The organism is Shimazuella sp. NTD248 (assembly GCF_059510395.1).
This window is the reverse complement of sequence record NZ_JCAJZT010000006.1, coordinates 145659-157458: the sequence shown is the minus strand read 5'-3', so window position 1 is coordinate 157458 and position 11800 is coordinate 145659. Positions and strand designations below refer to the sequence as shown.

14 protein-coding genes are annotated in these 11800 nt (G+C 38.1%); 7 read left to right on the top strand and 7 right to left on the bottom strand.

All coding sequences use genetic code 11. The annotated features are described in order from the left end of the window. The first annotated feature begins 101 nt into the window (after positions 1 to 101). Both AC5WOE_RS15115 and AC5WOE_RS15110 read left to right on the top strand, forming a co-directional pair. Entirely contained in the window at positions 102 to 911 is an 810-nt protein-coding gene (locus AC5WOE_RS15115) for a YihY/virulence factor BrkB family protein (protein WP_496052923.1), read from the top strand. A 156-nt stretch (positions 912 to 1067) separates the two neighbouring features. Then, positions 1068 to 2159 carry an AI-2E family transporter gene (locus AC5WOE_RS15110; RefSeq protein ID WP_496052922.1) on the top strand — a complete coding sequence of 364 codons (1092 nt, stop codon included), beginning with the start codon at positions 1068 to 1070 and terminating at the stop codon, positions 2157 to 2159. A 162-nt stretch (positions 2160 to 2321) separates the two neighbouring features. Here AC5WOE_RS15110 and AC5WOE_RS15105 read toward each other — a convergent pair whose 3' ends face one another. From AC5WOE_RS15105 to AC5WOE_RS15090, 4 genes are all read right to left on the bottom strand, one after another. Further along, positions 2322 to 3872, bottom strand: coding sequence for a bifunctional lytic transglycosylase/C40 family peptidase (locus tag AC5WOE_RS15105; RefSeq protein ID WP_496050767.1), 1551 nt, complete (start codon positions 3870 to 3872; stop codon positions 2322 to 2324). Further along, positions 3853 to 4419, bottom strand: coding sequence for a hypothetical protein (locus AC5WOE_RS15100; protein WP_496052921.1), 567 nt, complete (start codon positions 4417 to 4419; stop codon positions 3853 to 3855). The genes AC5WOE_RS15105 and AC5WOE_RS15100 overlap by 20 nt, the downstream gene beginning before the upstream one ends. A 209-nt stretch (positions 4420 to 4628) precedes the next feature. Continuing rightward, the gene (locus tag AC5WOE_RS15095) at positions 4629 to 6083 is read right to left on the bottom strand and encodes a nicotinate phosphoribosyltransferase (protein ID WP_496050769.1); all 1455 of its coding nucleotides are present in this window, start codon (positions 6081 to 6083) and stop codon (positions 4629 to 4631) included. Between the two features lie 10 nt (positions 6084 to 6093). Further along, complete coding sequence (locus tag AC5WOE_RS15090) at positions 6094 to 6507, bottom strand: M67 family metallopeptidase (RefSeq protein ID WP_496050770.1); 414 nt, start codon at positions 6505 to 6507, stop codon at positions 6094 to 6096. A gap of 67 nt (positions 6508 to 6574) precedes the next feature. Between AC5WOE_RS15090 and AC5WOE_RS15085 the strand changes: the two genes are divergently transcribed. The 3 genes from AC5WOE_RS15085 to AC5WOE_RS15075 are packed head-to-tail and all read left to right on the top strand — an operon-like array spanning position 6575 to position 9727. Continuing rightward, on the top strand, positions 6575 to 7426 hold the full coding sequence (locus tag AC5WOE_RS15085) for a DUF72 domain-containing protein (RefSeq protein WP_496052920.1): 852 nt from the start codon (positions 6575 to 6577) through the stop codon (positions 7424 to 7426). 23 nt (positions 7427 to 7449) lie between these two features. Then, entirely contained in the window at positions 7450 to 8271 is an 822-nt protein-coding gene (locus tag AC5WOE_RS15080) for a sulfite exporter TauE/SafE family protein (protein ID WP_496052939.1), read from the top strand. A 13-nt stretch (positions 8272 to 8284) separates the two neighbouring features. Beyond that, complete coding sequence (locus tag AC5WOE_RS15075; RefSeq protein ID WP_496050772.1) at positions 8285 to 9727, top strand: bifunctional metallophosphatase/5'-nucleotidase; 1443 nt, start codon at positions 8285 to 8287, stop codon at positions 9725 to 9727. On the opposite strand, the gene AC5WOE_RS15070 is transcribed toward AC5WOE_RS15075, so the two are convergent. Beyond that, complete coding sequence (locus tag AC5WOE_RS15070) at positions 9675 to 10151, bottom strand: QueT transporter family protein (protein WP_496050773.1); 477 nt, start codon at positions 10149 to 10151, stop codon at positions 9675 to 9677. The two genes, AC5WOE_RS15075 and AC5WOE_RS15070, sit on opposite strands and share 53 nt — an antisense overlap. A gap of 50 nt (positions 10152 to 10201) precedes the next feature. Between AC5WOE_RS15070 and AC5WOE_RS15065 the strand changes: the two genes are divergently transcribed. Together AC5WOE_RS15065 and AC5WOE_RS15060 are read left to right on the top strand one after the other, a co-directional pair. Continuing rightward, positions 10202 to 10459: a DUF6154 family protein gene (locus AC5WOE_RS15065; RefSeq protein WP_496050774.1), complete on the top strand. Its 258-nt coding sequence runs from the start codon at positions 10202 to 10204 to the stop codon at positions 10457 to 10459. 56 nt (positions 10460 to 10515) lie between these two features. Next, on the top strand, positions 10516 to 10824 hold the full coding sequence (locus tag AC5WOE_RS15060) for a YunC family protein (protein WP_496050775.1): 309 nt from the start codon (positions 10516 to 10518) through the stop codon (positions 10822 to 10824). Between the two features lie 186 nt (positions 10825 to 11010). Here AC5WOE_RS15060 and AC5WOE_RS15055 read toward each other — a convergent pair whose 3' ends face one another. Further along, on the bottom strand, positions 11011 to 11214 hold the full coding sequence (locus AC5WOE_RS15055) for a cold shock domain-containing protein (protein WP_028776793.1): 204 nt from the start codon (positions 11212 to 11214) through the stop codon (positions 11011 to 11013). A 136-nt stretch (positions 11215 to 11350) separates the two neighbouring features. After that, complete coding sequence (locus AC5WOE_RS15050; RefSeq protein ID WP_496050926.1) at positions 11351 to 11776, bottom strand: DUF2621 family protein; 426 nt, start codon at positions 11774 to 11776, stop codon at positions 11351 to 11353. Between the last annotated feature and the right edge of the window lie 24 nt (positions 11777 to 11800).

Here is an 11800-nt window from a genome sequence, read left to right as displayed (position 1 = left end):
CAAAAGAAAACCGAGTTTTAGAAATATTACACAGATTTCAAAAGATTAACCTACCGTATTTCAGTCAATATTGTAGGTAAGTGGAACTGGAGGTTACTTCATTGGTACATTTATTAAAAACCATAATTTACCGATTAAAGCATAATCAAGTTTTTGATATAGCAGCCCAGCTATCCTATTATATTTTACTTTCGTTTTTCCCTTTTCTCTTACTTGCAGTTACACTGATTGGTTACCTACCATATAGTAGTGAAAATGTAATATCTGTATTAAAACCTGTAATTCCATCAAGCACCTATCATTTAATTGAAAATAATTTGGTTAGTATTTTAGATGAACAAAATAGTGGATTATTGTCTTTTAGTATTATTTCAACCATCTATACAGCTTCGCTTGCCTTTCAATCGATTATCCGCAGTTTGGACCTTGCATATCAAGTGAACAATAATCGAAGTTTTTGGAAAGGAGCTCTGCTGGGTTTTTTCCTCATGTTTGGGTTGCTTGCGGGATTACTGGTCAGCCTTGGCTTATCGGTATTTGGTCAACTTTTAGCGAGCTATTTTCTTGGTAAAATTGCACTGGATGCTTGGTTTGTCCACTTATGGGTATATGTTCGTTGGTTCATCAGTAGCGCAATGGTGTTTCTTGTTCTCCTCAGTTTGTATATCATGGCACCTCATACAAAAGTAACATTTGTACAGGCATTACCTGGTGCTATTTTTGCGACAATTGGGTGGCAACTCAGTTCTCTTGTTTTTTCCTACTATGCTTCCTTTAACAATTACTCATTGGTATATGGAAATTTAGGAGGAATCATCATCTTAACAGGCTGGTTTTACATCTCTTCTCTTGTTCTTATCGTAGGTGGTCATATCAATGCCGCCTATGCAGAAGAAAACAAATCAGAGTGATTAGTTCTTCTCAAATAAGAGAAATCCTCTTTTTTAAGAAGATTATATTGTGTCTAAAAGCCATTTTTGTGAAAATCATGTGAACATCATGTTTTTCTTACTTTGTGTTAAGATGAATCGTAGAATCAATTGCTAGATTGAAAGGGATGGAACAAGTTGCCGCAAACTAAGTTTTTTCGAACCTTATATGCCATCATTTTCTTACTTCTCATCGTTTTATTAGGAAGTAAGGTGAGTTTTGTCTTTCGACCCATTGTCGTTTTTGTACAAACTTTGTTTTTTCCATTTCTCATCTCAGGTGTATTATTTTATCTGTTTCGTCCCATCGTCAAGTTTATGCTTCGGTTTAAAATTCCAAAAGGAATCTCCATTTTGATTATTTATTTGGTAATCTTAGGATTATTTGTCCTCTTGGGTTTTTCGATTGGACCATTACTTGTCAGTCAGTTTGAAGCATTAATTAATAATTTTCCTTCTATGCTAGACGCTGCTAAAGTTCAATTTAATGAGTTAAACCATAATCCTTGGGTGAATAAATATGTGGATTGGAATGTGATTGCTGACAGTGTAGTCAACTATATAAAGACCAGTTACACTACTATCGGCAGTAATTTGGCAGGCTTTTTTGGTATCGTAACAAACATCATCCTCGTATTTGTGACGGTTCCTTTTATTCTGTATTACATGTTAAAAGAGGGAGAAAAAGCGGCGCCATATGTGCTTCGACTCTTGCCAGAGAGGGAACGTGAACATGGAGTATCGATCTTACATGATCTCGATCTCGCCCTGAGTTCCTATATCAAAGGTCAAGTACTAGTTGCTATTACAATTGGATTGATCGTGTTTATTGGGTATCTCATAATTGGAATGCCGTATGCATTATTACTTGCAATTTTCGCAATGTTTACCAATGTAATTCCCTATATTGGACCGCTGATTGGACTAGCACCAGCTGCTATCGTCGCTTCTATCCACTCTCCTTCCATGATTATCAAGGTATTGGTCGTGGCAGTTATCGCTCAACAAGTAGAAGGTAATTTTGTTACACCTAGAGTGATGGGGAAAAACTTAAACGTTCATCCGCTTACCATCATATTGCTATTGCTCGTTGCAGGGAGTTTAGCAGGATTTTTAGGAATGCTGCTCGCCATCCCTACCTACGCAGTGCTAAAAGTAGTTGTTAGTCATGTCTATCAGCTTATTAGGTTGAGAAGCCAAGAGAAAAAAGTACAATCAGCCGAAGAATAAGACTAATCTCATTATAATTAAATTTATTATAAAAAGATATAGTTTTAAAAATTTTAAAGCGAACGATTATCAACTACTACTTTGTTAAATAAAATAAAGCGCCATTCTCATAAGATGGCGCTTTTACTATGATTAAGGTTTATTTCTATTTGATTGGCAGGATTAACCAAATCTCATGACTTTCCATGGTTTGGTTTGCCAATAGGAGTCTTTTAGAGAAGCAACTTTTACTACATCTCCTGTTTTTGGGGCATGGATCATCTGATTATTTCCCATATAGATTCCAATATGACCCCAAGTTCCAGGAGGACCATCAATATCAAAGGCGATTATGTCACCTGGTTTAAGTAAGTTCATATTGATCATGGCACCGACACTAGACTGAGCTACCGTTTGACCCAATTTAGAAAACGCTTGAGACTTAGCAGGGGGAGATACATCTACTTTTCCATTAGATGCTTGATAGACTGCATACTGGACAAGGTGAGAACAGTCAAATCCAACCGTATTTGCACCTTGGTCAACACCTTTGCTCGGTCCATTTACGGTACCGCCTCCCCAAGAATATGGTGTTCCTTTCCATCGACTGGCTGCTAAAATCACTTTTGCTCCAAAGCCAGACGCACCACTGAAAATTAATGAACCAGAGCCCATTACCAACTCGTTTGCCTTGCTATCTACGGCACTTACGTAGTCAAATTGGGCTTCATCTGTCTTTTGATAATCAGCAGGAGCTTGCATATATACCGCACATGCCAAACCTGTAGTCATTGTTAAATTCATCTTCTTGACTTTGTCTCGACAAGTTTTATTTCCTTTTGTTTCATCTGATTGAATACGGGTTAATTCAGCAAGTTGTTTTGCTTTATTATCTAACCATTTTTTTACATCTGCGGTTGTAACTTTATTTTTATTTTTGTCCTTATCAGTTTCATTTCCAGAAGTATCTACAGGAGTTGCTGGGCTTGATGAGCTTATTTCAAGATAGGCAGCCTCTACTTTCCCCGGATATGCATATGTTTCTTTATTGGATGGAGGTATCGTGTTACCAGCGTTATGGAGTGCACCAGCACCCCAATTGTAGCAAGCAAGTGCTAGTCTTTGCGTTGAAAATTCACTTTTACAATCTTTGTAAACTTGCGTACCATGCATGATATTGGTATCTACATCAAAATGATCTTCCCCACTTTTAAAGTGAAAGGGCATTACTTGCATAAGACCAGAAGCTCCAGCACTTGAACCGTTATCTATAATCCAGCTGCTTTCTACTTGGATGATAGCAGCAGTAAGTTGTGGATCGATGCCATTTTGTTTGGAGTATTTACAGATAGCATCCAATGTTCTTTTCCGAAGGGTGTCGGTCACAGCTTTGGTTGGATCTTTAAAACTTAGTTTATTTGCAAGCGCGGGAGAAAAAGAACAAGAACCGCTATAGCTGTTCCAAGCTTCCATATGTTTGGAGTACTCAGGTGATAATTGATGAACTGCTGCTAACACATTCCATGGTACAGATGGATACTTATCTGCTATTTCTAAATATAAATCTTTAAAAGGGATAACTACCTCATCCTGTGAGTCTGACTGTTGTTGTAAGCCGCTATTATCATTAAAAATGGCTAAAAGCAAAATGGAAATAACTCCCAAACACATAGCGCCAACCATAATAATTGCAATAGCAATACCAATCCAACCGCTACTCGTTTGTTTCGGCATCTCCTACTGACACCACCTTCCACTTAGCAGAATTGTGAGATAGAAGGTACTTCTCTACGTATGTTGTTGTGACCGTTTGATTTTGAACGGTGGTGATCGTCACATTTACATTGAGATTTACACTCGTCATTTCGTTACTAGGGATAATATTTACAATGTCAACTTGTTTGACTGAAATATTTTTAATATCGGGTGAATTCGTATTAAATTGATTTTGTAGAGAGTATAATTCTGGGGTCATCTTGTCTTTGACACTATCTAAATGTTCCTTTGGTTTGCTTTTATCATAACTGATAAATTTGGTGGCAAAATCAGTTACAAAGTTATTTAAATCATTCATGTCTTTATCACTTAAACCAAATTGTGATAGACTGTCATCTTTTTGAGATGAAGTTGAACTATCTGTTTGTGTATTTGTATTTGCACTAGGTGTTTGGACTGGAGTTTTTTCTGATTTGGAAGTATCGTCTCTTAAAAATAGATACCAAAATAGAAAGACCAGTACGATGATACCGATTATAATGGCAGCAATATCACCTTTTTTCATTTTCCACTCCTCTTTCTTTTCTAACGATAACGAAATAGGTTATTCTGTTAAGCTCAAGTATATAGAATAATTAGGAAGTCGGCTATATATTTTCGTTAGATCATACTAGAAAGAAGTGTAAATTCAACACTACATAAATAATCTTAAATATTAAACTTCTCTACTGGTAGAGGGGATAAAATTAAAAAAGGGTTCATGCAGCATTTGCATCAACCCTTTTTGTTACTATGAACTTTTTTATAAATACGCTCGATCATGGTCTGTTTTTGTTCCCAAAGTTGTTTGGACAAATCGACATGGTATTCTTCTGGATTTAAGATACGCAGCTGCTCATCCCAAAATAGATGAATTTGTTCCTGATGGTAGGAGCGAATCTCATCTAGTGTCGGCATAGTTTTTACCAATTTACCGTTTCGGAGTAATGGTTGCAGAAGCGGGATAGCTAAATAATTGGTGACAACCTTTTGTTTGTATGGATGATCGGGATGAAATAAGGTAAGCGGTTCTTCTTCTTTTAGCAATTGTTCATAAGACGCAATCCAGTCGCCTATTGCTTTCTCTGTTTCTCGATCGATGATCCGAAAGATGGTCTTCCTTCCAGGAGTAGAAATCTTGTTTGGATTGGAAGAGATTTTGATTGTAGGTTCCCATGTACCATCATTTTCTTTTGCAACCATTTTATAAACTGCACCAAGTGCTGGTTGATCATAGGCGGTGATCAATTTGGTTCCAACACCCCAGCCATCGATCTTGGCTCCTTGTTGTTTGAGATTTAAAATTGTTTCTTCATCCAAATCGCTGCTAGCAATAATTTTGGTTTGATTTAATCCTGCTTTGTCTAACATCCTACGTGCCTGTTTTGATAAGTAAGCGAGGTCACCACTATCAAGTCGGATACCATTTAGTTCATATCCTTTTTTTCGTAGTTCTAACCCTACTTGAACGGCGTTTGGAACGCCGCTTCGCAATGTATCATATGTGTCGACAAGTAATACAGAGGAGTTAGGAAAGGCAAATGCATACGCACGGAATGCTTCCAATTCACTAGGGAAATCTTGTACCCATGCATGGGCATGTGTTCCGCTCGTCGGAATGCCAAATGTTTGCCCAGCGAGTAAATTGGAGGTGGCATCAAATCCTGCTAGATACGTAGCACGAGCTCCCCAGAGTGCAGCATCTTGTTCCTGTGCTCGTCTGCTTCCGAACTCCAATAAGGTATCCTTTGGGGCGATATGGCGAATGCGTGCAGCTTTGGTCGCCACTAATGTCTGATAACCAATAAAGTTGAGTAATGCTGTTTCCACCAGATGGAGTTCAAATATCGTACCATCCAACCGAAGTAATGGTTCTTCTGCAAAAACAATAGTTCCTTCAGCAAGTGCATCGATATCAGCTTGAAATCGGAATTGCCGTAGATAGTCAAAAAACGCTGTTTCAAAATCAGGGCAATTGTTTTGAAGGTAGGCAATGTCTTCCTCTGTAAAGTGAAGCTGTTCCAAATACTCTACAGCTCGCTGGAGCCCTGCGAAAACAGCATAGCCATTTCCAAAAGGAAGAGAGCGAAAGAAAAGTTCAAAAGAGCGACGATGATTATGGGTTTTATTTTTCCAATGTGCGTACATCATGGTAAGTTGGTATTTATCTGTATGTAGTGATATCGACATGGGTGTACTCCTAGTAAATGATTTCATAAATGAGTGGGTTGATCTGCCCGCTTTGAATTTGAAAGGCACTCAATTTTTTTTGTTGTTCTCGAAAGGAAAGAATCCAGCAACTGAGCTCTGGTCTTTCCCAATATTTTGCATCGGATTTTGATGGATATGCAGGTAAATGTGGATGGGTATGTATTATTCCAAGACAACTAAGCTGACTCGATCGAATTTTTTTGATCGTTTCCCAGTATACCTCAGGAACATAACCAAATGAGCAAGGAGAAGGATCCAAAATTTTCAATGGAAAAAAATGTGTTATCTCTCTCGCTACTCCTGCGAGGAAACCATACCCTTCTGCTGGAAGTTGTTCATAGCAATATGATGTTAATTCATCGATAACTTTGCTATGAATAGATAAGTGATGGGATACCCCCAATATCGTTCCTCCTTTCTCTTTCCCTATGATAAAATGAAAATAACTTTTTTTGAGTGAGGCGTACATCATGAGTAGTATTCTTGTTGGTGTTTGTGGCTGGGGTGATCATGACATCTATCCAACTGGCACAAAACCTACAGACAAATTATCCTTATATGCTGGTCATTTCCCCGTAGTGGAAGTTGATAGCACTTTTTATGCTATTGCAACAGCAGATCGTATGGAAAAGTGGGCAAAGTCTACCCCTGATGCTTTTCGTTTCGTAGTGAAAGCATATCGAGAATTAACAGGGCATGGACGTGTTGGAAAAGCACCAGAGAGATCATGGTCGGAACTTGTCCTAGAAACAAAAGCTAGTTTGCTTCCGCTGCAAGAAGCAGGTAAACTATCACTCCTGTTGTTTCAATTTCCACCTTGGTATGATTGTAAAGAATCGCATGTGCGATATATTCAAAAAGTACGGCATGCATTTGCTGATTATCCTGTTGCTATCGAATTTCGCCATCAAAGTTGGTTTGCACCTGCTTATCGCCAGAAATCATTATCTTTTTTGGCGGATGAAGGATTGGTACATGTAGTTTGTGATGAACCTCAAGTACCAGATGGTTCCGTTCCCATTATAACAGAGGTGACGAATAAGGAGCAGGTACTTATTCGGTTTCATGGGCGAAATGTAAAAGGTTGGAGTGACACGAAAAATCCTAACTGGCGAGATATTCGCTACGCTTATCGATATTCCTCTACTGAATTAGATGAATGGGTTGGGCGTGTTAAGAGAATGATGAAGGAAACAAACCAAATCATTCTTTTATTTAATAACAATTCTCAGGGAGACGCAGTAGATAATGCCAAGCAATTTATTCAGAAATGTAGGGTTACCTATACAAATTTAGCACCAAGACAAACAGAATTATTTTAGGAGAGCGTATTGTAATGATTTGGATAGAATGGGTTATTTTGTTCTTAATTGGATTATTTGCAGGAACATTGGGTAGTTTGGTAGGTATAGGCGGGGGAATCATTATTGTACCCAGCCTTTTATATGTAGCAACAGTCTTTGCTGGTTTGACTTCTCTCTCGGCTCAGGTAGCTGCGGGGACTTCTCTGTTAATCGTTATGCTCACAGCTGTATCTTCGATTATCACCTTTCATAAACAAAAGAGAATTGACTACCGTAGTGGAATGCTGTTTTTTATTGGTGCAGGGCCTGGGGCATTAGTAGGTGCATATTTTTCTAAGTTTTTTTCTACTGATTCGTTTATGTTAGGTTTTGGGGTATTTTTGTTATTTTTATCTTTGCTTATGATGCTGAAGGATAGGTTAAAACCGATAACTTTTTCAACTGAAGTGAAGAGAACTTATACAGATTCTACTGGGGAAATTCACCATTATGGTTTTCATACCCCAACAGCAATCATTGTTTCATTTTTCATTGGGATTATTTCTAGTTTGTTTGGCATTGGCGGTGGGGCGATGTTAGTACCCATGATGCTGATTATTTTTCGCTTTCCTCCTCTTGTAGCAACTGCAACATCGATGTTTGTTATTTTTTTATCATCGATTACAGGTAGTATTACTCATATTTTACAAGGGCATATTTCTTGGATCATTCTTCTGTTCATTGCGCCAGGATCGTGGATAGGCGGGCGATTAGGGGCTTACTTATCACAAAAAATGAGTAATCGAGTACTGTTGATTATATTCCGCATCACATTAATTTTAGTAGCCATAAAGATGATTTTGGATGGGTTACATCTTTTTTAGAGAGAGGGATAAAATGAAGCGAATACATCTTATCCATACCAATGACATACATAGCCATTTAGAAGCTGCAGCACAGATTGATACATATGTGTCACAGCAAAGAAAACAGTGGGAAGAAAAGGGGGAATTTGGATTTTTAGTAGATATCGGGGATCATTTGGATAGAGCGAGATGGGAGACGGAAGGGACGAATGGTTTAGTAAATAGAGCCATCTTAGAAGCGTCAGGATATGATGTTGTTACACTTGGCAATAACGAATTACTTACTTTCTCTCATGCTGATTTATCTGCGATGTATACCAAGTCAACTTTCTTTACAGTCTGCTGCAACGTAAATGATCCTCTTTTTCTGCCTTATCAATTATATGAGTGTGATGGAGTAAAATTAGCTTTCATTGGGGTTACTGTTTGGTTTGATCAACTTTATCGTTCACTCGGATGGAAAGTAACAGACCCGTTTTTAGCAGTTCGTTCCCTTATAGAACAATTGCGGGCAGAAGGTTATCTGATATTGGTTTTATCTCATCTCGGTTATCCTAATGATGTGAAGATGGCTGAAGAAATTCCTGGTATTGATGTGATTATGGGAGGGCATACCCATCATTTGTTGGAAAAACCAGAGAAAATTAAGAGTACTTACCTTGCTGCTGCCGGAAAATACGGAAATTATATCGGTCATCTGCAACTATTATCTGATGATGAAGGTAATTTGGTAAAAGTGGAAGGGGGAGCCTTTCCATTGGAGGAAGAACCAAGCCCTAGGATTTTAGATATTATAAAGGAGTATCAAGGTCAAGCGTCTGAATATTTAAACCAACCTGTAGCAGAACTAGAAGAAGAACTTATCGTACAATGGGATAAAGAGACTCCGCTACCAAATCTCTTAGCAGATAGCTTAGTCAAATGGACTGGGTTGGAATATGGATTAGTAAATAATGGGCAGATGCTTTATTCACTCCCAAAAGGTATAGTGACAAAGGGCGGTTTGCATACTACTTGTCCACATCCTATCAATCCAGTTGTAATTGAAATAAATGGAAAAGATTTGCGGTATACGCTTGAGGAATCATTATTGGAAGAATTCATAATGATGAAATTACAAGGTTTTGGGTTCAGAGGTGAAAGATTAGGGAGTTTGGCTATATCTGGGATGACTGTCAGATATAATCCAATGAACCCCCCTTATCAAAAAATACAACAAATATTCATGGGTAAAGACTTACTTGTGGATGATAACATATACCATATAGCAACTATTAGTATGTTTGTTTATGGGAAGGGGTACAAATTATTAAGTAAAGGAAAAGTCCTACATTATTATGTGCCCGAACCGCTAAGACAAGTGCTGGCAAATGGTATTCAGTCTTACCATTTGCGTAAAGCGAGCAAACAGAAAAGATGGATTATTTCTTCGCCCAAGGAAGAAAATGTTGATAACGTTCTAGAAGGAAAATAAAAGGCAGTCCTAGTAAGTAACATACACCGAATTCTCCTATTCCAACGTATAATATCAGCCAAGGAATACCGACTGGTAAACCCCCTATAAAACCAAGTAAGACACCGATGATAACAGCGTTGACAATTACAGGTGGTAATGGTGCAAGGTAACGGTTTTTTGTCAGCGATGTGAGGTAAGCGGCAAGTAAAGTTGCCAAGCTGCCGAAAATCACATCATAAAGCCCTACTGGACTGAGCAAATTGGATATAATTGTTCCAATGAAAAGTCCAGGGATAGCGAGTCGGGTGAAGAATGGGAGCACAGTGAGCACTTCTGAAATCCGAAATTGAATGTAGTTGAATGATAGTGGTGCAAATAGGTAAGTGAGTATAACATAAATTGCTGCAATCATTGCGACAGTGGTAATGTTTTTTGTAGTCATAATTGATTCCCCCCATTAACTTAGTATGACTAATTTGAGGAGGATTTTCCATGAGTTTTGCTGACGAAGTATATTCCATGTACCGTGATCAGCTCCAAGATGATGAAGAAGATGCTATTTCTATTGTACTTAACTTACTCGAAGAACAATCACATGAGGATTTACTTCGTTTGCTTGAAAGATTAAGTATCGATGAACTTTCCCAAATGATTGGGATATATTTAGTTGAGATGCTTAAAATTAGAATGATTCAAGATGGTAAATTAAATCCTTTAAAGTCGTTTACAGACAGTACACGCTTGCATTAAAAAAAACACTCTTTTCCGCTTTTGCTCATAGGTTAGCAGGGAAAGGGGTGTTTTTCTTGATCGATTTAAAACCAATAAACATTGATGAAAAAACAACCGTTTTGGGTGTTGAAGTGAAATTACCCAAAACAACATTGCTTGCGATTACTACTGAAATCGGTTATATCATGTGTGGAGCTTTAGATGTAGGTCTGCTCAATGATCGTCTGTCTGATCGGAAGATTATTGCAGGTAGAGCGGTTGGTGTGAAGACGTTAGAGGAACTGCTTGCGGCTCCCTTAGAATCTGTTACCTCTACAGCAAGAGATTTAGGTATCACGGAAGGAATGACTGGATCGGATGCGCTTCTGAAGATGCTTCGTTAGTGCCTTCTGCTTTTCCGCAATTTTCTTAAGATAATAGGTAGAACAAACTTGGCAGCAAATCGAATAATCTGAGATATCAACCGTTTCTTATTCATCACAACCACCTCATATGCATGTTATTCCTTTCAGTATAATGCAAAAAGAAAAGGAAGCACAAATTTGTGCTTCCTTTTCTTTTTATAATCATTATCCGTTTACACGAACAACATTTGCGGACTGAGGGCCACGATCGCCATCAACGATTTCAAATTCTACAGCTTCGCCTTCTTCTAAGGTTTTGAATCCATCACCTTGGATAGCGGAGAAGTGTACGAATACATCGCCACCGTCTTCGCGCTCAATGAAACCATAACCTTTTTCTGCGTTAAACCATTTAACTTTACCCTTCATTCTCTTGGGCCTCCTTTTGTATATTAAAAAGCGGATCCTAAGAAGCTGGATCGATGAACCTACTTACAAGAGGCCACAAGACCATACTTGGGTATTCCACTTTTTAATTCTGATTTCTATTATGCCACAAAGGGAATCAATCTAGCAAGTGTTCGTAAGGTTTCAGATCAATGTTTTTCTTTTGCAATGTCTTGATAAGCCATTTGTGATCTCTTTTCGGTGTGGCTAAAATATAGCCTTCTACAATATAAGCCTCTGTCATTTGGGAGGCATTATGCCCCAGTGCAATCTCCCCAATTTTCCCAGCTATTTTTTGTTTTGCTACATCACGAAACAGTTCTGGAACTGGCAGCACTAGATCATTTAAGAGAGATTTTTGTTCGTTATTCCATAAATGTATCGTTTTTTCAATATAGTGATTCTGCCAATCTAATTCCGATTTTCCATCTGCTTTCGGTAAGCTCTTTAGAAATTTCCGGAACATGAAATATCCACCAATTGCCATTAAACCAATCAATGCAACCCAAAAAAACTGGTAGAAAACGGATAGTATAAAAGAAATATTCACCAATCATTCACCTCGTGT